Source organism: Amycolatopsis sulphurea (assembly GCF_002564045.1).
Lineage (GTDB): Bacteria > Actinomycetota > Actinomycetes > Mycobacteriales > Pseudonocardiaceae > Amycolatopsis > Amycolatopsis sulphurea.
On record NZ_PDJK01000002.1, the window covers coordinates 1894359 to 1917082 of the forward strand.

Annotated in this window: 20 protein-coding genes and 1 pseudogene; 13 read left to right on the top strand and 8 right to left on the bottom strand. The window is 69.8% G+C overall.

From position 1 onward, the window contains the following. Positions 1-49 precede the first annotated feature (49 nt). From ATK36_RS14835 to ATK36_RS14855, 5 genes are all read right to left on the bottom strand, one after another. Positions 50-2413: an ATP-binding cassette domain-containing protein gene (locus tag ATK36_RS14835; RefSeq protein ID WP_098511985.1), complete on the bottom strand. Its 2364-nt coding sequence runs from the start codon at positions 2411-2413 to the stop codon at positions 50-52. Between the two features lie 28 nt (positions 2414-2441). Further along, the gene (locus ATK36_RS14840) at positions 2442-2852 is read right to left on the bottom strand and encodes a VOC family protein (protein WP_098514901.1); all 411 of its coding nucleotides are present in this window, start codon (positions 2850-2852) and stop codon (positions 2442-2444) included. A 10-nt stretch (positions 2853-2862) separates the two neighbouring features. Then, on the bottom strand, positions 2863-3306 hold the full coding sequence (locus tag ATK36_RS14845) for a helix-turn-helix transcriptional regulator (RefSeq protein ID WP_098511987.1): 444 nt from the start codon (positions 3304-3306) through the stop codon (positions 2863-2865). A 138-nt stretch (positions 3307-3444) separates the two neighbouring features. Beyond that, positions 3445-3864 carry a hypothetical protein gene (locus tag ATK36_RS14850; protein ID WP_098511988.1) on the bottom strand — a complete coding sequence of 140 codons (420 nt, stop codon included), beginning with the start codon at positions 3862-3864 and terminating at the stop codon, positions 3445-3447. Further along, a complete protein-coding gene (locus tag ATK36_RS14855) occupies positions 3848-4213 on the bottom strand; it encodes a hypothetical protein (protein ID WP_098511990.1) in 366 nt (121 codons plus the stop codon). The genes ATK36_RS14850 and ATK36_RS14855 overlap by 17 nt, the downstream gene beginning before the upstream one ends. A gap of 392 nt (positions 4214-4605) precedes the next feature. Here ATK36_RS14855 and lanKC point away from each other — a divergent pair, with 392 nt between their 5' ends. The 8 genes from lanKC (at position 4606) to ATK36_RS14895 (ending at position 14964) form a co-directional block, all read left to right on the top strand. Next, positions 4606-7146, top strand: a complete 2541-nt coding sequence (lanKC, locus tag ATK36_RS14860) for a class III lanthionine synthetase LanKC (RefSeq protein WP_098511991.1) — start codon at positions 4606-4608, stop codon at positions 7144-7146. Between the two features lie 39 nt (positions 7147-7185). Beyond that, a complete protein-coding gene (locus tag ATK36_RS14865) occupies positions 7186-7320 on the top strand; it encodes a class III lanthipeptide (RefSeq protein ID WP_098511993.1) in 135 nt (44 codons plus the stop codon). 104 nt (positions 7321-7424) lie between these two features. Next, positions 7425-9077 carry an ABC transporter ATP-binding protein gene (locus ATK36_RS14870; protein ID WP_098511994.1) on the top strand — a complete coding sequence of 551 codons (1653 nt, stop codon included), beginning with the start codon at positions 7425-7427 and terminating at the stop codon, positions 9075-9077. A gap of 68 nt (positions 9078-9145) precedes the next feature. Beyond that, positions 9146-10894: an ATP-binding cassette domain-containing protein gene (locus tag ATK36_RS14875; protein WP_098511996.1), complete on the top strand. Its 1749-nt coding sequence runs from the start codon at positions 9146-9148 to the stop codon at positions 10892-10894. A gap of 242 nt (positions 10895-11136) precedes the next feature. Continuing rightward, a complete protein-coding gene (locus ATK36_RS14880) occupies positions 11137-13536 on the top strand; it encodes a sensor histidine kinase (RefSeq protein WP_425427388.1) in 2400 nt (799 codons plus the stop codon). Positions 13537-13602: 66 nt separating this feature from the next. After that, positions 13603-14028 carry a roadblock/LC7 domain-containing protein gene (locus ATK36_RS14885; protein ID WP_098511999.1) on the top strand — a complete coding sequence of 142 codons (426 nt, stop codon included), beginning with the start codon at positions 13603-13605 and terminating at the stop codon, positions 14026-14028. After that, entirely contained in the window at positions 14025-14393 is a 369-nt protein-coding gene (locus ATK36_RS14890) for a DUF742 domain-containing protein (protein ID WP_098512000.1), read from the top strand. Before ATK36_RS14885 ends, ATK36_RS14890 begins: the two co-directional genes overlap by 4 nt. A gap of 16 nt (positions 14394-14409) precedes the next feature. After that, entirely contained in the window at positions 14410-14964 is a 555-nt protein-coding gene (locus ATK36_RS14895) for a GTP-binding protein (protein ID WP_098512002.1), read from the top strand. Between the two features lie 285 nt (positions 14965-15249). Here ATK36_RS14895 and ATK36_RS14900 read toward each other — a convergent pair whose 3' ends face one another. Both ATK36_RS14900 and ATK36_RS14905 read right to left on the bottom strand, forming a co-directional pair. Further along, positions 15250-16617, bottom strand: a complete 1368-nt coding sequence (locus ATK36_RS14900) for a tryptophanase (RefSeq protein WP_098512003.1) — start codon at positions 16615-16617, stop codon at positions 15250-15252. A 17-nt stretch (positions 16618-16634) separates the two neighbouring features. Then, positions 16635-17753, bottom strand: coding sequence for a tryptophan dimethylallyltransferase family protein (locus ATK36_RS14905; RefSeq protein WP_342752009.1), 1119 nt, complete (start codon positions 17751-17753; stop codon positions 16635-16637). Positions 17754-18096: 343 nt separating this feature from the next. Here ATK36_RS14905 and ATK36_RS14910 point away from each other — a divergent pair, with 343 nt between their 5' ends. Beyond that, positions 18097-18633: a DinB family protein gene (locus ATK36_RS14910; RefSeq protein ID WP_098514903.1), complete on the top strand. Its 537-nt coding sequence runs from the start codon at positions 18097-18099 to the stop codon at positions 18631-18633. Between the two features lie 52 nt (positions 18634-18685). Here the strand turns inward: ATK36_RS14910 and ATK36_RS14915 are convergent, their stop codons facing one another. Then, complete coding sequence (locus ATK36_RS14915) at positions 18686-19903, bottom strand: alpha/beta hydrolase (RefSeq protein WP_098512005.1); 1218 nt, start codon at positions 19901-19903, stop codon at positions 18686-18688. A gap of 269 nt (positions 19904-20172) precedes the next feature. Between ATK36_RS14915 and ATK36_RS14920 the strand changes: the two genes are divergently transcribed. The 4 genes and pseudogenes from ATK36_RS14920 to ATK36_RS14930 all read left to right on the top strand — a co-directional run bounded on the left by ATK36_RS14920 (position 20173) and on the right by ATK36_RS14930 (position 22718). Continuing rightward, on the top strand, positions 20173-20646 hold the full coding sequence (locus tag ATK36_RS14920) for a MarR family winged helix-turn-helix transcriptional regulator (RefSeq protein WP_098512006.1): 474 nt from the start codon (positions 20173-20175) through the stop codon (positions 20644-20646). A gap of 48 nt (positions 20647-20694) precedes the next feature. Continuing rightward, the gene (locus tag ATK36_RS14925) at positions 20695-21537 is read left to right on the top strand and encodes an SAM-dependent methyltransferase (protein WP_098512008.1); all 843 of its coding nucleotides are present in this window, start codon (positions 20695-20697) and stop codon (positions 21535-21537) included. Further along, positions 21531-21720 (top strand): annotated as a pseudogene (locus tag ATK36_RS34685) (hypothetical protein); the annotation flags it as partial. The gene ATK36_RS14925 and the pseudogene ATK36_RS34685, both read left to right, overlap by 7 nt. Before the next feature lie 29 nt (positions 21721-21749). Continuing rightward, on the top strand, positions 21750-22718 hold the full coding sequence (locus ATK36_RS14930) for a prephenate dehydrogenase (protein ID WP_281259064.1): 969 nt from the start codon (positions 21750-21752) through the stop codon (positions 22716-22718). Positions 22719-22724: the final 6 nt, after the last annotated feature.

Genomic DNA, 22724 nt, shown 5'->3' on the forward strand with positions numbered 1-22724 from the left:
TCAGCAGCCCTGCCCCCGCGGCCAGGGCAGGAGCCAGGTCGCCTGCCACTCAACCGCCGACGTACTCGGCCAGGTGCTGCCCGGTCAGGGTGCTGCGGTCGGCGACCAGCTCGGCCGGCGTGCCCTCGAACACCACCTGCCCGCCGTCGTGCCCGGCGCCGGGACCGAGATCGACGATCCAGTCCGCGTGCGCCATCACCGCCTGGTGGTGTTCGATCACCAGCACCGAATGCCCGGAATCGACCAGCCGGTCGAGCAGGCCGAGCAGCTGCTGCACGTCGGCCAGGTGCAGCCCGGTGGTCGGCTCGTCGAGCACGTAGACCGCGCCTTTCTCGCCCATCCGCGTGGCCAGCTTGAGCCGCTGCCGCTCCCCGCCGGACAGAGTGGTCAGCGGCTGGCCGAGGGTGAGGTAGCCGAGCCCGACGTCGGCGAGCCGCTCCAGGATCTTGTGCGCGGCGGGCAGCTTCGCTTCACCGGTCTCGAAGAACTCCTCGGCCGCGGCCACCGACATGCCGAGCACCTCGCTGATGTCCTTGCCGCCGAACCGGTATTCCAGCACCGCGGCCTGGAACCGCTTGCCCTCGCACTCCTCGCAGACGATGGCCATCCCGGCCATCATCCCCAGATCGGTGTAGATCACCCCGGCGCCGTTGCAGGTCGGGCACGCGCCCTCGGAGTTCGCGCTGAACAACGCCGGCTTCACCCCGTTGGCCTTGGCGAAGGCCTTCCGGATCGGCTCCAGCAGCCCGGTGTAGGTGGCCGGATTGCTCCGCCGCGAACCCCGGATCGGGCTCTGGTCCACCGACACCACCCCCTCGCGCCCGGCCACCGAACCGTTGATCAGCGAGCTCTTGCCGGAACCGGCGACCCCGGTCAGCACGCAGAGCACACCGAGCGGGAGATCGACGTCCACTTTGCGCAGGTTGTGCTCGGTCGCGCCACGGATCTCCAGCGCCCCGGTGGACGAGCGCACCGAATCCTTCAGCGCGGCCCGGTCGTCGTAATGCCGCCCCGTGACCGTGTCGCTGGCCCGCAGCCCGTCGATGGTGCCTTCGTAACACACCGTGCCACCCTCGGAACCGGCGCCCGGACCGAGATCCACGACATGGTCCGCGATCGCGATGGTCTCCGGTTTGTGCTCCACCACCAGGACGGTGTTCCCCTTGTCCCGCAAGCGAAGCAGCAGGTCGTTCATGCGCCGGATGTCGTGCGGGTGCAGGCCGATCGTCGGCTCGTCGAACACATAGGTCACGTCCGTGAGCGACGAGCCCAGATGCCGGATCATCTTGGTGCGCTGGGCTTCCCCACCGGACAGCGTGCCGGCGGGCCGGTCGAGGCTGAGGTAGCCGAGCCCGATCTCGACGAACGAATCCAGCGTGTGCGTCAGATTCGCCAGCAGTGGCGCGACCGAGGGCGCCTTCACTCCGCGCGCCCATTCGGCGAGATCGCTGATCTGCATCGCGCTCACGTCGGCGATGTTCACCTCGCCGATCTTCGACGAACGGGCCAGCTCGCTCAGCCGGGTCCCGTCGCATTCCGGGCAGACGCTGAACGCCACCGCCCGCTCCACGAACGCGCGGATGTGCGGCTGCAGCGAGTCGACGTCCTTGGACAGCATGGACTTCTGGATCCGCGGGATGACGCCCTCGTAGGTCAGGTTGATGCCCTCGACCCGGATCTTGGTCGGTTCCTTGTACAGCAGGTCGTGCAGCTGTTTCTTGGTGTACTTGCGGATCGGCTTGTCGGGGTCGAAGAACCCGGAGCCCTTGAAGATCCGGCCGAACCAGCCGTCCATGCTGTAGCCGGGGATGGTGAACGGGTTCTCGTTGAGCGAGAGATTCTCGTCGTAGAGCTGGGTCAGGTCGATGTCGTTGACCGCACCGCGGCCCTCGCAGCGCGGGCACATCCCGCCGGTGATGCTGAAGCTGCGCCGTTCCTTGACCTGGCGCCCGGCCTTCTCCAGGGTCACCGCGCCGGCCCCGCTGATCGAGGCGACGTTGAAGGAGAACGCCTGCGGGGAGCCGATGTGCGGTTTGCCGAGCCGGCTGAACAGGATGCGCAGCATCGCGCTGGCGTCGGTGGCGGTGCCGACCGTGGAGCGCGGATCGGCCCCCATCCGCTGCTGGTCCACGATGATCGCGGTGGTCAGCCCGTCCAGCACGTCCACCTCGGGCCGGGCCAGCGAAGGCATGAACCCCTGCACGAACGCGCTGTAGGTCTCGTTGATCAGCCGCTGCGATTCCGCGGCGACGGTGCCGAACACGAGCGAGCTCTTGCCCGAGCCGGAGACCCCGGTGAACACCGTCAGCCGGCGTTTCGGGAGTTCGACGCTGACGTCCTTGAGGTTGTTCACGCGGGCACCGAGCACGCGGATCAGGTCATGGCTGTCGGCGACGTGGGGTTCCTTGCTCATGGAGGCTCCTCCGGCTCGGGCGGGGTGGTCAGCTCTGTTCCTGGATCCGCAGCAGGTTTCCGGACGGATCGCGGAACGCGCAGTCGCGGACGCCGTAGGGCTGCTCGGTGGGTTCCTGGACGACCTCGGCATCGCCTGCCTGCAGCCGTTCGAACGTGCCGTCGAGGTCCTTGGTGGCCAGCACCACGGTGCCGTAGGTGCCCTTGGCCATCATCTCGGTGATGGTGCGCCGTTCCTCGTCGGTCAGGCCGGGCGTGGCCTCCGGCGGGAACAGCACGATGGAGGTCTCCGGCTGCCCGGCCGGGCCGACGGTGATCCAGTGCATACCCTGGTAACCGACATCCCGGCGGATCTCGAAGCCGAGAGTGTCGCGGTAGAACGCGGTCGCCGCCTCCGGGTCGTTCTGCGGGAGGAAGCTCGAAGCAATCGTGATGTCCATGGCCCTCACGCTAAGCGCGGCTCACGGCCGGCGCTTCTCGATTCCTGATCGGTCGGGTGATCTGCTTGGCGACGCAGGCCGGGATCCCCTCGGTCGGCTGCGCGTGCTCCCGCCGGTAGCCGCTCGGGGACACTCCGACCAGCTCGGTGAACCGGGTGCTGAACGTGCCGAGCGACGAACAGCCGACCGCGAAACAGATCTCGGTGACGCTCTGCTCACCGGCGCGCAGCAAGGCCATGGCACGCTCGATGCGCCGGGTCATCAGGTACGAATAGGGCGATTCCCCATACGCGAGCCGGAACTGCCGGCTGAGGTGCCCGGCCGACAGATGCACCCCACTGGCGAGCGATTCCACGTCCAGCGGCTGGGCGTACTCACGGTCGATCCGGTCCCGCACCCGGCGCAGCCGGACGAGGTCACCGAGCCGGGCATCGGCGGCGGAAGCACTGGTCACCTGCGCGATGGTGCCACGTTCGGGCGAACTCTCCCAGCCGGAAATTTTCCCCCCGCCGGTGCCCCCGCCCGACCAGAGCTGTGAAGGGTCCCTTCACGGACGTAGAGGCTGTGAAGGGACCCTTCACAGCTGCGCTCGCTAGGCGCGTGCGGCCGGGGTGCGCGCGGGCGCGGTGCGCCGCAGCCAGTACAGGCCGATCGCCGGCAGCACCAGCGGGATGAACAGGTAACCCTCGCCGTAGACCGACCACACCGTGGCGTCCGGGAAGGCCTGGCGGTCGAAGATGCTGAGCGTGCCGACGGTCAGCACGCCGAGCAGCTCGATGCTGCACGAGACCACCGCGATCCGCCACCATCGCTGCCCGCCGCGAGCCAGCGCGACGGTGGCCAGGATGTACACCAGGGCGGCGAACGCGGAAAGCACGTAGGCCAGCGGGGCCTCGTGGAACTTCGTGCCGATCTGCACGCCCGCCCGCGAGGTCGCGGCGAGCGCGAAAATCGCGTACACCGCGACCAGTACCCGCCCGGGGCCGGTGGCCGTCTTACGCGCTTGCTCCACTCCACACCTCGTTCAGTCGCAGCACCATCACCGGGATGGCCAGGCAGGCGATGCCGAGCACGACCGTGCTCGACCGGCTTCGTTCGGCCAGCGCCCAGGCCGCACCGGCGGGCAGCACGACCAGGCAGCCGATCAGGTAGGCCAGGAAGGTGGCGAGGCTGCCCGGCCGGTGCCCGGAGACCAGCAGCACCACGCCGATCACGAGCTGGGCGACCAGCAGCAGTTCCAGCACCGCAAGCCCGGCCAGCAACGGAGTGTCCGGGAGCCGGTCGCGCACCGACTGCACGAAGCTCCACACCGCGACGAGCAGCGCGAATCCCGCCACCGCCACCGCGAACCCGACGATCACCCGGTCCTCCTTCGTCCCGCCTGCCCCAACGTACCCGGCACGAACGTTGCTCCAGACGGGCGAGGTCGGTACGGGTGGTTCAGGCCACCGGGGGACCCCCGGTAAAATGGCGTCACCGGAATGTGTTAATGACATTCGGCCAATTTCTTCGGCCGTTCCTTGTCCTCACCTGGGCGGATATTCCGGCAGGTAAATCGTTACACCACGACCGGGTGGTCAGGAATCACACAGGGTTCGCTTTGGACTCCCTCCGCAGCCGTCACCCCTCCCTGATCAGCGGAGTCAAACCCCCGAGTTGGCGGATTGGCCCCGGCCCCCCTGCCGTGCGGGAATGGTGTCATCGCCCCGTGTCGACGGATGGCGTTTCAGCGAAATTCGGAAGGATCGTTTTCATGGATGTCCGGTACGAAGCATTCTGCTTCGCCGATCCGCTGTTCTACGATGAACCGCGGCAGACTGCCGGATCCCTCGACGACCTGGCCGCCGAGCTCCCCGAGCCGGGACCGATGTGGACGATCGGCGGGCTGGGAATCTGGCGCTCACTGCGCCCGAAGGGACAGACTCTTCCCTCCCAGGGCTGGAAAATCCACGTTTCAGCCGGGCTGGACAACGCCGCCGCGGTGCTCGCCAAGGTCCACCGGTACTGTCTCGAACACCGGGTGGCCTACAAGCACCTGCGCTCCCGGTCTATCCTGCTGACCCGGAATTCGAAATACGCGCCCCGCGAGGGCAGCGGTAAGCTCATCACGATTTACCCGGACGACGAGCAGGCACTGAGCCGGATACTGAACGAGCTTTCCGCGGAGCTGGCCGGCGAGCACGGAGCTTATATCCTGAGCGATCTGCGCTACCGGGAGGGCCCGCTTTACGTACGATACGGCGGATTCGCGCTGCGCTGGACCGAACACGCGGGCGCCCGCGTGCCCGCGATCCGCCGCCCGGACGGCTCGCTCGTACCGGACAAACGCGAGCCCACCTTCTCGGTGCCCGACTGGGTGCACATTCCGTCCTGTCTGTCCGAAAGCGTGGCCGCCCGCCGGAATGACATCCGGTTCCCGTATCAGGTCACCGGCTCCCTGCACTTCTCCAACGGCGGCGGAGTGTACCTGGCCGAACGCGACGGGCAGACCGTGGTGCTGAAGGAAGCCCGCCCGTACGCCGGGCTGGACCGGGAGGGCGTCGACGCGGTCACCCGGCTGCGTCACGAGCACGAGATCCTCGACCGGCTGGCGGGCGTCACCGGCGTGCCGCGGGTGTACGAGCGGTTCCTCGTGTGGGAACACCACTACCTGGCCATGCAGCAGATGCCCGGCCAGACGCTGGGCAACTGGCTGGCCGAGCACTACCCGCTCACGCACGGCTCGCCCAGCGAGGCCGATCTGCTGACCTACCGCGAGCGCGCGCTGCACGTGCTCGCCCAGGTGGAGTCCATTCTCGCCGAGATCCACCGGCGCGGGATCGTCTTCGGCGATCTGCACGGGCGCAACATCCTGGTGGACGACCAGGACGTGGTCTCGCTGATCGATTTCGAGCTGGCCGCGGACGTCGACTCCGCCCGCCGGCCCCGGCTCGGTGCCCCGGGGTTCCGCGCGCCGGCCGGGAAGCACGGGTTCGAGATCGACGAGCACGCGCTGGCCGCGCTGCGGCTGTGGCTCTTCCTGCCGCTGGTGATGCTGCTGGAACTGGCGCCGGGCAAGCTGCGCGGTGCCGCGGAGTTCGCCACCCAGCGGTTCCACCTGCCCGAGGGGTACGCCGAGAACGTGGTCTCCGTCCTCGCCCCGCGCACCGATCCGCCGGCCGTGACGCACACCGCGCTGGACGAGCCGCAGCCCGACTGGGCGCTGGTGCGCAAGCAGATCGTGGAAGGCGTGCTCACGAGCGCCACCCCGGACCGGACCGACCGGCTGTTCCCCGGCGACATCGAGCAGTTCCGCTCCGGGGGCGCGGGTTTCGGCGTCGGCGCCGCCGGAGTCCTGCACTCCCTGCACGTCGCCGGGGCGGGCCGCTATCCCGAGCACGAGCAGTGGCTGCTCGACGCGGTACGCCGCGAACCACTCACCCGGCCCGGCTTCTTCGACGGTACGCACGGCATCGCCTACGTGCTCGAGGAATTCGGCTATCCCGACGAGGTGGACCGGCTGCTCGCCGAATCACAGACGCTGGTCGAGCAGACCACCGACCACGGCCTGGAGACCGGGCTGGCCGGGATCGGCCTCACCCGGCTGCACCTGGCCACCACCCGCGGGGACAACGAGTTCGGCAGGCAGGCGCTGGACATCGCGGTGCGGCTGGCCGACGTACTGGACACCGCGGCGCCCCCGGGCAAGCACGCCAGGGCCGGGCTGCTGGGCGGCTGGAGCGGACCGGCGTTGCTGTTCCTGCGCCTGTACGAACGCACCGGGGAGGAGGCCTGGCTGGCCTTCGCCGAGCAGGCACTCGACCGCGATCTGGAAGAGTGCATCTCGATGGAGGACGGATCGCTGCAGGTCCGCGACGGCACGCTGCGCGTCCTCCCGTACGCCGGGGTCGGCAGCGCCGGGATCCTGATGGTCGCCGAGCAGCTGGCGCGGCACCGTCCGGAGTCGAAGGTCTGCCAGAGCCTGCCCGGTCTGCGGGCAGCCTGCACCGGAGAATTCGTGATCTATCCCGGGTTGCTGTACGGGCGCTGCGGGCTCGCCGCCGCGCTGTCCTTCGCCGCCGAGCCGGACCGCAAGGCCCGGGAGGCGATCGACCTGCACTTGGCACGGCTTTCCTGGCATGCCGTGCCGTTCCGGGGCGGGCTGGCCTTCCCCGGCAATCAGCTGCTGCGCTTGTCGACCGACGTCACCACGGGCAGCGCGGGTGTGCTCCGCACACTCGCCGCCTTACTGGACGGTACCGAGCTGCTGCCTTTCCTGGGCACCGCACCGTCCACCCATACCTCCGGCCGCTAAGGGCCGGTGGAACCCCGAGGAGAGAAAGAAAGGAACATCATGGAACACGTACTTGGGCTGCAGGGGCTGGAGACTCCGGAGGCTGTCGAAGGGCACCATGGCGGGAGCCACCTGAGCATCGACTGCGACCACGACAATCACTTCAGTGGCCTGAGCCTGCTGCTCTGCAGCTGAGTCGAAAGGGCGGGAGCGGCGCAGGCCAAGTGCGCCGCTCCCGCCCTGACATTCTGCCCGATCCGACCGCGCCGGAGCAGCAGGAACCGAAGAGTGGGAGTGTCATGGCCGGATCCCCGGACCGCCTGCTGCGCTCGGTCGTTCTGCTCGACCGGCCCCGGCTGGTCACGGTCCTCGTCGTATCACTGATCTCCACCGCGGCCGGGCTGCTGCTGCCCGGTGCGCTGGCCACGGCCACGGACGCGGTGCTCGGCGGGCATGACGTCGCCGCCGCCGTACTCTGGCTGCTCGCCCTGGGTGCCGCCGAGGTCGCCGCGGACGCCGTCAACGTCCTCCTCCCCGCCCAGCTGACCGGCAACGCGAGTGCCTGGTTGCGGCGCAAGGTGACCGACCGGCTGCTCGCGCTGGGCGTGGGCTCGCCGTTCGCGCCGGGCGACGCGGTGAGCCGGGTGACCGGCGACTGCGCGATGGCCGGCGGGGTCGCCGCGGTGCTCGTCCGGCTGATCTCGACCGGGGTGCTGTCCTCGGGCGCGGTGGTGCTGCTGGCGACGCTGGACTGGCGGCTCGCGCTGGTGTTCCTGGCCAGCCTCCCGCTCGCCATGCTGCTGGCGCGTTCGCATCTGCGCGGGACGGCCAAGGACGTGCTTTCCTATCAGCGGGTTTCCGGTGAACTGGGGGCCGGGCTGCTCGATGCGGTGGCCGGGCTGCGCACGATCGCCGCCTCCGGTACCGCCGACGCGGAAGCCGACCGGGTCCTGCGCCCGTTGCCCCGGCTGCACCTCGCGGGTCTCGGCATGTGGCGCACGCAGGCACGGATGGTCTGGCGGGCCGGTCTGCTGCTGCCCACCGCGGAAGTCGCGGTCCTGACCGCGGCCGGATTCGGCGTGCTGGCCGGCCGGCTGACCGTCGGCGATGTACTCGCCGCACTCGGCTACGTCTCGCTCGGGCTCGGCCTGGTCGGGCAGATTCCCTTGCTCACCTCGCTGTCCCGGACCCGCTCGTCCGCGCGCCGGATCACCGAGGTGCTCGACACAGAACCACCTTCGCGCGGGAATCTGGCTCTACCAGAGGGAACCGGCGCACTCGAACTGCGCGGCGCCACCGTGCGCGGCGCCCTCACCGAAGTCGACCTGACCATCCCCGGCGGCTCCTTCGCCGCGCTGGTGGGCAGTTCCGGATCCGGTAAGTCCACTGTGGTCGCACTGCTGGCCGGGCTGCGCCGCCCCGATGCCGGGCAAGCCCTGCTGGACGGCTGCGATCTCGCCGAGCTGCGTCCCGAAGAGCTGCGGGCTGCCACCGGATATGCCACCGCCGAGCCCATGCTGCTCGGCGCGACCGTCGCCGAAGCCGTGGCCTACGGTTCGCCGGCCGGCGCCCCCGCTGTCACCGCGGCCTGCCGCACCACGCGCATCCACGACGTCCTCGTCCGGCTGCCGCACGGATACCACACGCCGATCGCCGAAACCCCGCTGTCCGGCGGGGAAAGCGCCCGGGTCGGCCTGGCCCGCGCGCTCGTGCGCGAACCCCGCGTGCTGCTGCTCGACGATGCCACGGCCAGCCTCGACACCGTCACCGAGCGAGCCGTCACGGCCGATCTCGGCGACCGCACCCGGGTGATCGTCACGCATCGGGCCGCGATGGCCGCGCGCGCCGATCTCGTCGTGTGGCTCGAAGCGGGCCGGGTACGCGCGGTCGGCCCGCACGAGCAGCTGTGGCAGCTGCCGGGATACCGCGCCGTGTTCACGGAGGAAGCGTGAGTACGCAAGTGCGCCGGCGCACGCAGGACTCCGGCCGGGCACCCGCGCCCCCGCCGAAATCGGGGGGCATGCGGCGCCTCTACTGGGGTGCGCTGTCCGGGCAATGGCGCGGTGGCTTGGTGCTGCTGGCCTGTTCGGTCCTCGAAGGGCTGCCCGCGTTCTTCTCCGGACGGCTCGTGGAGATGGCGGTCAACAGCGGGTTCGCAGCCGGGCGGCCCGGTCTCGGGATCACCTGGCTCGCGGTCTTCGGGCTTGCGTCCTTCACCGGTGCGTTCGGTTCCCGGCTCGTGTGGCGGCAACTGGGCAAGGTCGTCGAGCCGCTGCGCGACGCGCTGGTGACCGCCGTCGTACGCGGGGTCCTGCACGATCCGGCGCCCCCGCGCAACGGGCCGGACGCCAGCGGGGTCGCCCGGATCACCCAGCACGTCGAGGTGGTGCGTGACGCGACCGGCGGGCTGCTCGTGCAGGCCCGCGCCATGGTCGTGACCACCGCGGCGGCGATCGCCGGGCTGGTCACCATCGCCGGCTCGCTGGTGCTGCCGGTGGCCGTGCCCGTGGTGCTCGCGCTGGTCGGCTTCGCCGCGCTGCTGCCCTCGCTGGCCAGGCGGCAGCGCGCGCTCACACTGTCCGACGAACGCACCTCCGCGGCCATCGGTTCGATCGTCGGCGGCGTACGCGACGTCGTCGCGTGCGGAGCCGAGCCGGTCGCCGCGCGCAAGGTCGACCAGGCGGTGACGGAGCAGGCCGCGGCGGCGGTCCGGGTGGCTCGTTCCGGTGCGCTGCGCACGCTGATCGTGTCCCTCGGCGGGTTCGCCCCGCTGGTGCTCGCGCTCGCCCTCGCGCCGTCCATGGTCGCGCGCGGCGAGCTGACCGCCGGGGCCGCGCTGGGCGCGCTCGTCTACCTGGCCACCAGCATGCAACCCGCGCTGCGCGGCCTCGCCAGCACCGCGTCCATCGTCGTGCTCCGGCTGCTCGTCGCACTGCGCCGGATCAGCGAGACCACCGAGGTGCCCGAGCCCCGCCCGGCCGCCGGGGATCCGGAGGGCTCCGGCCTGACCGTGCGCGGGCTGTCCTTCCGCTGGGGTGCCGCCCCGGAGCCGGTGGTCCGCGACCTCGACCTCGAACTGCCCCCCGGCGAGCACCTCGCCGTGGTCGGCCCGAGCGGGATCGGCAAGTCCACGCTGGCCGGGCTGCTCACCGGGCTGCTGGACCCCCAGCACGGCCGGGTGCTGCTCGGCGGCATCCCGGTCGGCGAGCTGACCGACCGGCCCCGTCACGTGGTGCTCGTCCCGCAGCAGGCCTACGTGTTCGCCGGCACCCTGCGCGACAACCTCGCGCTCTTCTGCGCCGGCGCCACGGACGAGCACCTCACCACGGCCGTCGAGGCCGTCGGCGCCGGTGCGCTGCTGGAGCGCCTCGGCGGGCTGGACGGCGAACTCGGCCACGGCGCGGAGGGCCTGTCCGCGGGAGAAGCACAGCTCATCGCGCTGGCGCGGGCCTACGCGGCGCCGGCCGGCATCGCCGTCCTCGACGAGGCGACCTCCGCTTTGGACCCAGCCGCGGAAGTGCGCGCGGAGCGTGCCTTCGCCACCCGTGGCGGCACTCTCGTGGTGATCGCGCACCGGCTGTCCTCCGCGATCCGCGCGCACCGCGTACTTCTGCTCGACGGTCAGGAGACCCTGCTCGGCAGCCACCGGGAACTCGTGGCGACCGCACCGCATTACGCGGAGATGATGCGCGCGTGGCTGCCTTCCACCCCAGGCGTGACCCTGTCGACAAATCCCCTCGACGACCGTCCGGTCACCGGGATCCGGTGATCCGGCCCAGTTTCACCTTCACCCGTTCAGCCGAGCGCGTACCGCCACAGAGCCGGTACCTCCGCAAACGCCGGTGAGTGCCCGGCAACACACCGTGCCCACCGCCACACGGCCCGATCAGCGGCACCACAACGGGTTCTTTCGTGATAGAAACCTGGGCTGTTCCGTTCCGTGGCTTTGCGAAGGGTGACGTTGCCGGCATGTCGAGCACAGTGTGACGACCACCACCCGCACCCTCAGTCGTGTCCACTTACCCCGCCGGGTTTCCGGCCTTCGCCGAGGATGAATCAAACGTGGAGAACAAGGACGAGCCCGGCAAGGCGCGCGACAAGTCGATCCGGAATCGGCTGACCAGAACCGTCCTCATCCCGAGCATCACCCTGCTCGTGCTGTGCGTCGCGGTCTCGACGTACTTCTTCATCAACGGCCTGTACGTGCGCCTGGTCGCGGTTTCCGTGCGGGATGTGTCGATCCCCGCGCTCAGCGCGTTGTCCGCGATGCAGCAGGAACGTCAGGACGCACTGCGGTTCCTGGACACCCCGGCCACCACGCCGCAGCAGCTGGATCAGCAGCGCCGCGACGCGGACGGGAAGCTCAAAACCCTGCAGGATGCCTTCTCGGACAACATTTCCGCCGCCCCGGACGAGATCGCGAGCAAGATCACCACGCTGCGCGGGCAGCTGGACCAGCTGCCGGTGCTGCGCTCGCAGATCAACTTCCGCAGCGTCGGGCGCGAGCAGGTGAACCAGTACTACAACGGCGTGCTCGACTCGGCCGCGACCCTGTTCGACACCCAGGCCCGCGCGGTGCCGGACGCGACGGCGGTGCAGGGCGCGATCTCCGCGACCACGCTGTTCCGCGTGAGCGACATGATGTCGCGGGAGACCTCGCTCGTGTCCACCGCGCTCACCAGCGGTTCCTTCTCGCCGGACGATTTCGCGCAGTTCACCCGGACCGCCGGCTACTACCACGCCCAGCTCGACCAGATCGCGCCGTTCATTCAGCCGGGAGTGCAGCAGCGCTACACCTCGCTCACCGCGAGCGACTCGTGGAAACGGCTCACCGCCGCGGAAACCGCGCTGATCCAGCACGGCCCGTGGAAGCCCGCCAACCGGGACACCGTGCCGGTCTCCGAGGCCGACTGGCACGCGCTGACCGCGGCGGTCTCGGCCGACCTGAACCGGCTCACCGCCGAGCAGGCCGCCCAGGTGTCCGCCTCGGCCATCGACTCCGGCGACACGCAGCTGCGCAACGCGATCCTCGGCACCGTCATCGCGCTGCTCATCTCGCTGGCCGCGATCTTCGTCGCGATCCGGGTGTCGCGCTCGCTGGTCGACCGGACGCTGATGACCCGGCTCGCCCGGCTGCGCAACGACTCGCTCGACCTGGCCCGCAACCGGCTGCCGGACATCGTCGGCAGGCTGCGCGGCGGCGAACCGGTGGACGTGACCGCCGAGCTGCCGAAGCTCGACCACGGCCGGGACGAGATCGGCGAGGTGGCCGAGGCGTTCAACCTCGCCCAGACCACCGCGGTCAACGCGGCCGCGGACGAGGCGAAGGCGCGCAGCGGCGTGCACAACGTGTTCCTCGGCATCGCGCACCGCAACCAGGTGCTGGTGCACCGGCAGCTGCAGATCCTGGACGAGATGGAAAGCCGTGAAGAGAACTCGACCCAGCTCGCCTCGCTGTTCCAGCTCGACCACCTCGCCGCCCGGGCCCGGCGCACCACGGAGAACCTGATCATCCTCGGCGGCAAGCAGCCCGGCCGGCGCTGGCGGAAGCCGGTGTCGCTGATGGAGGTGCTGCGGGCCGCGGTGTCCGAGACCGAGCAGTACTCCCGGGTGCAGGTCGAGCAGGTGCCCGAGGTCTCGATCGTCGGATCCGCGGTGGCCGACACCATTCACCTGATCGCCGAGCTGGTGGACAACGCGACGTCGTTCTCCCCGCCCGGTTCCCCGGTCGAGGTGACCGGCCGGATGGTCGCCCGCGGGGTCGTGGTCGACGTGTCCGACCAGGGACTCGGCATGAAGGAAGGGGTGCGCGACTGGGCCAACAAGATGATGGCCGACGCCCCCGAATTCGACGCGATGGCCCTGCGCGCGGACTCCAGCCTCGGCCTGTTCGTGGTCGCCCGCCTCGGCGCGCGGCTGGGCATCACGGTCACGTTCGACCCGTCTCGCTACGGCGGAACCCGCGCCACGGTGCTCGTGCCGAGCCAGCACCTCGCCGGTGAGAAGACGGCCGCCGGACACGAGGACGAGGCCCCGGTCCTCGCCTCGGTGGGCGGCGGCGCGGAGCCCGTCGAGTCGCTGCCGCCGGAGGTGCCGGTCGCCCGGCACTCCCGCCAGCCGCGGCCCTACCCCGCGCACCCGCTGCCCGCCCGACCGGCCGCGCCGGCGGCCCCGCAGCCACCCGTACACGCCGAACCCCCGGCGCCGGAACCGGATCTCAGCCGGTTGCAGGGCGACCAGCGGCCCCGGCTGCCCCGGCGGCAGCCACAGCAGAACCTCGTCGCACAGCTGCAGGACGATCCGGGCGCGGAGGAAGCCGATCTCGCCCGCACCGGTGAGACCACAGCCCGCACCCTGGCCGCGTTCCACAAGGGCACCCGGCGTGCACGGGGCGGCACGAATGACCACTGAGCCCGTTCCGCACCGAGATACTGGACAAAGAACTCCGCTCCGAACCGAAAGTCAGGGTCTGTCCGCATGAACGAGTACGGGACCGCCAAACCCGATCTCAACTGGCTCCTCGACGATGTCGTCACCCGTGTCGTCGGCGCGCAGAACGCCATCGTGCTCTCCGCCGACGGACTGCTGCTCGGCCGCTCGGCCGGGATGAGCAAGGACGACTCCGACCAGCTCTCCGCCATCGCGTCCAGCCTGCAGAGCCTCGCCAAGGGCGTGAGCCGCCAGTTCCACCGGGGTCCGGTGCTGCAGAACATGATCGAAATGGAGCGCGGCTACCTGTTCGTCTCGGCCGCGGGCCAGGGTGCCTGCCTGGCCGTGCTGGCCGGCGCCGATGTGGACGTCGAGATGATCGCCTACGAGATGAACCGGCTGGTCAAACGGGTCGGCGATTACCTCGCCTCGGCCCCGCGCGAGGCCGCGAATCTCCTCCGGGAGGCTACGTGAGCGAGGACAACTGGTACGACGAGGCGGCCGGGCCGCTGGTCCGGCCGTACACCATCACCAGCGGCCGGACCCCGTCCGGGCACGCCCCGCTCGACGTCTCGACCCAGGTGATGAGCCTGCGCACGGATTCCCCGCCGCGCGGGCTCGCCCCGGAGCACCTGACCATCGTGCAGCTGTGCCGCCGGCCGCTGTCGATCGCCGAGATCGCCGCGTACGTGAAGTTGCCACTCGGCGTCGTCCGCGTACTGTGCGCTGATCTGATCGACCGGGGGCTCGTGATCACCCGAGCCCCGTCCCACCAGCCGGCCCAGGCGCCGGACCACGAAACCCTCCAGGCGGTTCTCGATGGCCTCATCAAGCTCTGAAGACGACGGGATCGACATGGTCCCGACCCCGGTCAAGATCATCATCGCCGGGGGGTTCGGCGCCGGGAAGACCACCATGGTCGGCTCGGTCAGCGAAATCCCGCCCCTGTCCACCGAAGAGGTGCTGACCGAGGCGAGCACGGGTGTCGACGACCTGGCCGGCGTCGAGCAGAAGAAGACCACCACGGTCGCGCTCGACTTCGGCCGGATCACCATCTCCCCGCGGCACGTGCTGTACCTGTTCGGCACCCCGGGGCAGGAACGCTTCTGGTTCATGTGGGACGACCTGACCCGCGGCGCGATCGGCACCATCGTGCTGGTCGACACGCGCCGGCTGGAGACCAGCTTCGCCGCGATCGACTACTTCGAGCGCCGCAAGATCCCGTTCGTCGTCGCGGTGAACTGCTTCGAACACGCCCCGCGCTACACCGCCGAGGAGGTCCGCGAGGCGCTCGTCGTCCCGGACCACGTGCCGATCGTGATGTGCGACGCCCGGCAGCGTGACTCCAGCAAGATCGCCCTGATCCGGCTCGTGAAACACGCGATGACCGTCGTCCCCCAGCACGCCTGACCGGTCCCCGGCTGCCGCTCGAAGGCTGTGAAGGGTCCCTTCACGGGCTCAGCGTCCAGGACCCCGGCAAAGTTGGCCGAGGACCCGTGGTCGTCGGCAGGGAAAGCCGTGGCTGCCGGACCGGTTTCGGGTCCGTGAAGGGGCCCCTGACGGACTCAGAGTCCGTGAAGGGGCCCTTCACCCCCGACCCCCGCGGGCCGATAGACCGTGGCGCTGCTCGCCGTATTCGGCGGCGAGCAGCGCCACGAACCCCCAGTCTCACCGGCGAGTCAGCCGGTCGCCCGCTCAGGCCGGGGCCATCCGCAAGTTGAAGTGCCGCAGGAATTCCGGTGCTTCCACGATCCGGTAGCCCGGGACGCGTTCCGGCTGCTTCGCGATCCCGGCGAGCACTTCGGCCACGTAGTCGTAGTGGCCCTGGCTGTAGACCCGCCGCGGCAAGGCCACGCGCACCAGCTCGAACGGCGCCGGGGTGACCAGCTCAAGCTGCTCGTCCAGCGTGCCCAGGTAGAGCGAACCCAGTTCCACGCAACGGATTCCGCCCTCCAGGTAGAGCGCGCAGGCCAGCGAGTGGCCGGGGAACCGGGAGGCGGGCAGGTGCGGCAGCAGGCGGCCGGCGTTGAGGTAGAGCGCGTGGATCCCGGCGGGCTGCACGATGTCCACCCCGGCCTCGTTGACCAGCCGGGCAAGCCGCTCCGCTTCCGCGGCACGGGCGGCCAGGTAGTTCGGATCCAGGACCTCTTGCACACCACGGGCGACGCGGTCGAGGTCGTGTGCGGCGAGCCCGCCGTAGGTGCGGAATCCCTCGGTGGCAATGAGGTTTCCTTCGCAGCGCTGCGCGAGCGCCGGATCGTTCAAGCCGATGAAGGCGCCCATCGGCGAGATGCCGTCCTTCTTCAGGCTGGCCACGCAGCCGTCGACGAGCTGGAAGGCTTCCTCGGCCACCTCACGCGGAGTCTTGGTGCCGTAGCCCGGTTCCCGTTGCACCACCAGCCAAGCGTTCTCCGCGAAGCGGGCGGCATCGAGGAAGATCGGCACCCCGTGCGCGCGGGCGAGCTTCGCCGCGGCCGCGAGATTGGCCATCGACACCGGCTGGCCGCCACCGCCGTTGTTGGTGATGGTGATCAGCACCATGCCGACGTGACCGGCCTCGGGTCCGGTCAGCAGCGCTTCGAGGGCGGCGAGGTCGATGTTGCCCTTGAACGGTTCGAGGCTGTCCAGCTCGGTGAACTCGGCGCACGGCAGGTCGCGGGCTTGGGCGCCGAGCAGCTCGACGTTGGCCCGGGTCGTGTCGAAGTGCGTGTTGCTGACCGAAATCCGGCCCGGCGCGAGCACGCTGGAGAACAGCACGCGCTCCGCGGCGCGGCCCTGGTGCACCGGCAGGATGTGCCGGTAGTGGGTCAGCTCGGCGAGCACGTCGCGGAACCGGTAGTACGACGCCGACCCGGCGTAGGAGCGGTCCGCGGCCGCGGCGGCGGCCTCCTGACGGGCCGACACCGCCCCGGTGCCGGAATCGGTGAGCAGGTCGATCGTGACCTGGTCGGCCGGCAGGTTGAACGCGTTGTAACCGGCCACGGCGAGCGCGCGCTCCCGCTCCGCACGGGTGGTGATCGGGATCTCCGCCACCACATGGGCACGGTACGGCGGGAAGGTCATGGGTTTTTCTCCATTTCTCACGACGGCACGCCGAGGATCGGGCGTTGGCGCGGAGGCAAAACCTGATAAGCCTCCGAAGACAGATAAACGGATATTCCGGAGCCGAATTCGCCCATTTTCAGCGAAACATGCGCGAGCAGCCCCACCCCATCCCGTAACGGCCGCTGGGTGATCGCGCCGAGCGCGTTGTCCAGAATATTCCCGTCGAAATCGAGCTGGGCGAGCATCGCCTGCACCCGGGCGCGGGCGACCGCGTCGTCCGGCACGTAACTGCGAATGGGCAGGTAGAGGCTGTAGTTGCCGGGCTTCGCCCCGGATCCCTCGACGAACGAATAGCTGGAGACCAGCGGCCTGCCGTCGAACGGGCCCTTGCGCCCGCCGAGCACCGCGAGGAATTCCCGGATCACCGCCGGATCGGTCCCCGTCACCAGTTCCGCCGCGCGTTCCACGTCCTCGGACTCGGCCGCGTCGTGGGCGATGTAGACCTTGACCCGGGAAAGCGGTTCGTCGTCGAGATCGAGGGCGAAGAAGGCGAAGTTGTCCCGTTCGCCGCGGCGCAGCCCGTGCTCGATCACCGCCTCGAAGGCGCGATCGATGCCCAGCCGCCGAAACCCCTCACTGACCAGCGAATCCGCCATGGCCGGACCGCTGATCTGCGGGTTGAGGTAGACCTTGATCCGCGGGGTGCGGCCCGGCCGGAAGATCAGCGAGTACCACAGCGTGAACGGGCCCTGCCGCTCCTCGTGCGGCAGGAACAGGTCGGCCACCGCGTCCAGCCGGTCGGTGACCAGGCCGTATTCGGCGGCCACCTGATCAAGGAAGTCCCGCGGCCCGGTGCTGCCGATCGCCTCGCCCAGCAGCCGCACCACGCATTCGCCACGCTGATCCATGGCCAGCGAGAATTCGATGGGCGAAGTGTCGTCCGCCACGTTGGAAGCGACCGGCGGGGGTTCGGAAATACTCATTTCCCCGGCCGGCCCGAGCAATCTCCGCAGGAGGTCCAGATGCCGCCGTTCCGCGGGATCGAAACCCACCGCCCGGCACAGGCGATCGAGTTGCCCACCGGTATGGGTATATATCGACATATCAGCCACCGAAACACTCGCTCCGACCATGGCCCAGTACTCACCGTTCATTAGTGCATTCAGCCCAGCCGGCAGTGCGCCGTCCGGCAGGCAGCCCCTCGCGACCCGCGAATCAGATTAATCCGAAACATTACTCCGGTGATACCTCCAGCAGAGCGACGAGAGCCGTCGAAAACCGTGCCAGAGTGTACCTGCCGAGGTGATAATTCACCTGAATTCCGCATCGACACCGACCGATCCGGGCGCTACTCGGCCCACCCGCGTGGCCTAGACCACTGGACCGGCCGCCGGGTCGCCGGTGCCTCCGCCGCGGCGGCCCGCCGAAGAAACCGGTTGCTCCCTCCGGGCGAAGAACGACCGGAAACTGTCGGTGCCGGATGCGACGCTGTCCGTCATGAGCCGAACACCACAACACCTGTCTCCGGCCGCCGCCGGAGACCGCACCCCGATCCCACGTCTCGCCGGCGAGCGCGAGATCCTGCTGAGCAGCCTCGAATGGCACCGGCAGACCTTCGAGCTGAAGTGCGCGGGCCTCGGGCAGGAAGCGCTGTCCACGCGCGCCGTGCCGGCGTCCGCCCTGTCGCTGCACGGCCTGGCGCGGCACCTCGCCGGCGTCGAGCGCTGGTGGTTCCGCATCCAGCTCGCCGGCGAGGACCTCCCCTTGCTCTACTACACCGACGAGGATCCGAACCAGGACTTCAACTCCCTGAACGGGGACGTCGAAGAGGCACTGTCGGCCTGGCGGGCCGAATGCACGCGCTCCCGGGAGATCGCCGCCGCGCGGTCACTGGAGGATCAAGGCACCTCGAAGATCACCGGGGAGCCGTTCGCGTTGCGCTGGCTGCTGCTGAACATGACCACCGAGTACGCCCGGCATCTCGGCCACGCCGACCTGCTCCGTGAAGCGACCGACGGCTCGGTCGGCTATTGACCACTGTGGACAGTCCGGCACCGGGCGTTCGTCCGGACTGCCCGATCCGGGCCTACTGCGCCACCGCCGTCAGCGCGCCACGGGCACCGGTCTTGGGCAGCGGCCAAGGCTGCACGCCACCGGTCACGTCGAGCTGCCGTCCCGGTGCGCTGGGGCCGGGCATCCGCTGGCCGATCCAGCCCAGCAGGTCCGGCAGCTGCGACTTGAAGGTGTTCATATTGTGCCCGGCGTCCGGAATCCGCCAGCTCCAGAACTGCACCGGCGGCTTCGCGTGCAGCTTCAGCTGGTCGATCGCGAAGCTCTCGTAGCGTTCCTTGTCCCCGGACACGGCGAGGATCTGCACCGGCGAAGGGTGCAGCTCGACATTGCGACGCACGTTGTTCGCTTCCTTGATGTCCTGCCTGCCGCGGAACAGGTTCTCCGTGCCGCTGTCCTCCTGCGCCTGGTCGTAGCCACCGATGCTGACCGCGTTCGCGTACCACTGCGGGTGCCGGGTGACCAGGTTCATCGCGCAGTAGCCGCCGGAGGACCAGCCCGCCAGCGTCCACGCCGTGCGCTGCGGGCTGACGCCGAGCTTCTGGATCGCCCAGTCGCGCAGATCCGCGGAAAGGAAGGTGTCGTTCGCCGAACCGTCCACCTCGTCCACGCATTCGGTGTCGTGGCCGATCTTCGGCTGGCCGGTCGGGTCCGGGATGAGCACCACGACCGGCGGCAGCACGTGCTTCTGGATCGCCTCGTCGAGCTGCTCGGGCAGGTTGTACCCGCTCGGCGCGGTGGCCACCTCAGGTCCGGACGGGTAGTTCGGGAACCACTCGATCGTCGGGAACCGCAGCGACTTGTAGGCCGGTTCGAAGTACTGCCCGGGCAGATAGACCGTCGTGTCCCGGGACAGCCCGGTGCGCCGCCCGGTGACCCGCACGTGCACCACCGTGCCCTTGCCGATCTTCGCGCGCTTCGCTCCGAGGTCCCTGGCCCGATCGAAATTCGCCCCGTTCTCCCCACCCTCGACGTCCACGCCCTGCGCGACGAACTCCCCGGTGCCCAGCAGCGAGCCGACGGTCGGGAAGAACCCGCCGATCAGGTTCCCGGTCAGGGCCAGGCTGACCACGAGCAGCAGGACCGCGGCGAGCACCGTGGCGCTGCGCTTGGCCTGGCGGAATTTACGCCACCGCTCCCAGAACCACGGGACGGCGATCACGGCGGCCAGCGCCAGGATCCCGGCCACGATCGCTTCGACCGGCGAGTCCAGCGGGATCTCGCTCAGGCTCATGGAGAGTCCCCTTCCAGGACGCGTGTCCAGGACGGTGGGGACCCGCTGTACTTAATACGTTCAGGGGACCACTCTCGTTGTGATCAAGTGATACGCACCACACGCAACCGGCTCAATCCGGCTACTCTCCGAATTTCCCCCCACCCGTACTGCCCTAATACATTGTGAATAACTAGATTGTACACAATGAGATATTGAGCACTTGAGTTGCGTCACCAGGTGATTTCCGGGAGGATGGACGGCTACGGCCGATCGCCGAGGAGGTACGCATGACCAGCCAGGACCCAGGAGAAACCGGCTCGTTGCTGCTCGACAACCAGCTCTGCTTCGGGCTGTACACCGCGTCGCGCGCGATCACCTCGCTGTACCGGACGCTACTCGAACCACTCGAACTGACCTACCCGCAGTACCTGGTGATGCTGGCACTGTGGGAGCAGGACGGACGGCAGGTCAAGGACCTCGGCGCCGCACTGAATCTCGACTCCGGCACGCTTTCGCCGCTGCTCAAACGGCTGGAGAAGTCCGGGCTGGTCACCCGGGAGCGGCAGCCGGACGACGAGCGTTCGGTCCGGATCCGGCTCACCCCCGGCGGCATCGCCCTGCGGGAGAAGGCCGAAGAGATCCCGCCGCGCATCGGCGCCGCCCTGGGCCTCGGCACCGCGACGCTGGCCGAAATGCGCGCCACGATGGACCGTCTGACCTCGTCGGTGAATCTTTACCGCGAAGCACTTCACCCGGCATGATTTCCCGCCGCCCGCGTAGATAGCATGGGGCGCGGAGGGAGCATATCGATGACTGCACCGGACAAAGCCCTGCGGGACGTCGGGGTGAGCATCGACAAGCCGTCGGCTGCGCGGGTCTACGACTACTTCATCGGGGGCCACACGAACTACGCGGTGGATCGGCTGTTCGCCGAGAAGGTCCGCCAACGGCTCCCGCTGATCGGCGACTACTGCCAGGCCAGCCGCCAGTACCTCGGCCGCGCGGTGCGCCAGTGCGTGCGCGCGGGTATCCGGCAGTTCGTCGACCTCGGCTCGGGGCTGCCCACCGCGGGCAACGTGCACGAGATCGCCGACGACGAGCGCCCGGAACACGACGTGCGCGTGCTCTACCTCGACAACGAGCCGGTCGCGCTGGCGCATTCGCAGATCCTGCTCGCCAGGACCGCGGATCCGGAGCGGCACCAGGCCCTCGCCGCGGACATGCTGCAGCCGGGTGAACTCTGGGAGCGGGTACTCGACTCCGACGTGATCGACACCGCCCAGCCGATCGGGCTGATCCTCAGCGCGGTCCTGCACTTCATCGAGGACGACCAGGATCCGGACGGGATGCTGGCGTTCTACCGAGCCCAGCTCGCGCCCGGTTCCCTGCTGGTGCTCTCGCAGATGACCGACGAGAATCCGGCCGACGAGGAGGAGAAGCAGGCGCTCGTCGACCTCATCACGTACTACGCGACGACCACCAACCCCGGGGTGCTGCGCACCAAGGCCGAGTTCGAGCGCTTCTTCGGTGGCTGGCCGCTGCTGCATCCGGGGCTGGGGTACGTCCCGGCGTTCTACCCGGACCCCGAGACGATGTTCGCGGATGCCCCGTCGGAGTCGCGCGTGATCGGCGGAATCGCGCGAAAACCGTAGCGCTGCGGCCGCGGCTGCTCGCGGTGGACACCATTGTCGTCTGCGCCGGTCAGGAGCCGGTGCGCGAGCTGGCCGGGGCGCTTGGCGAGGTACCTGTGCACTCATCGGCGGCGCCGCCGACGCCGCGAACTGGACGCGAAACGCGCCATCGACCAGGGCACCCGTCTGGCGGCCGAGCTGTAGTGGGTTGCGCGCACTGGCAGGATGGCTGCGTGCGAGACGTATGCGTGATCGGGCTCGGGCTCATCGGAGGATCGGTGCTGCGCGCGGCCGCGGCCAGTGGCAGGACCGCGTGGGGCGCGACAGTGTCCGAAGTGGACGCGGACGCGGCCAGCCGCGCCGGGTTCGAGGTGATCACCAACACCGAGGCCGCGCTGGACCGGGCCGGCGAGGCGGACGCGATCGTGGTCCTGGCGGTGCCGCTGCCCGCGGTGGAGAGCGTGCTGCGGCAGGTCTCGCAGCACGCGGCGCACTGCCTGCTCACCGACGTGGTCAGCGTGAAGGGGCCGATGCTCGACGCAGTACGGCGGAAAGCGCCGTACACGCGATACGTGGGCGGGCACCCGATGGCAGGCAGCGAGGAGTCGGGCTGGCTGGCCGGCAGCGTCGATCTGTTCCAGGGTGCGCCGTGGGTGGTCGGCGTCGAAGACGACACAGACCTGGCGGACTGGGCCGAGGTCGCCCGGCTGGTGCTGGACCTCGGCGCGTTCGCAGTACCCCTGCCCGCGCATTCGCACGACGAGACGGTGGCCCGGATTTCCCATCTGCCGCACCTGTTCGCCGCGATCCTGGCCTCCGTCGGCGCGCAGGGCGGTCCGCTGGCGATGTCGCTGGCCGCCGGCTCGTTCCGCGACGGCACCCGGGTGGCCGGTTCGTCGCCGGAACTCGTGCGGGCGATGACCGAAGGCAACCGCGAGGCGCTGCTCCCGATCGTCGACGACGCGCTCGGCAGGCTCGGCGCCGCCCGCGGTTCGCTGGCCTCCACCGGCGGCCTGGCGGTGACCATCAATGCCGGGCACGAAGGCGCGCTCGCCCTCGCCGCGGAACGCGACGCGCTGCGCTCCGGCGTCCGCATCGATCTCACCGCCACGGACGCCCGCGACGGCCTCATCGCCCTCGGCGAACGCGGCGGCCGGATCACCGCCTTCGAAACGGGCGCGGCGGTCGGCGAGGTCTCTTGACCCGCG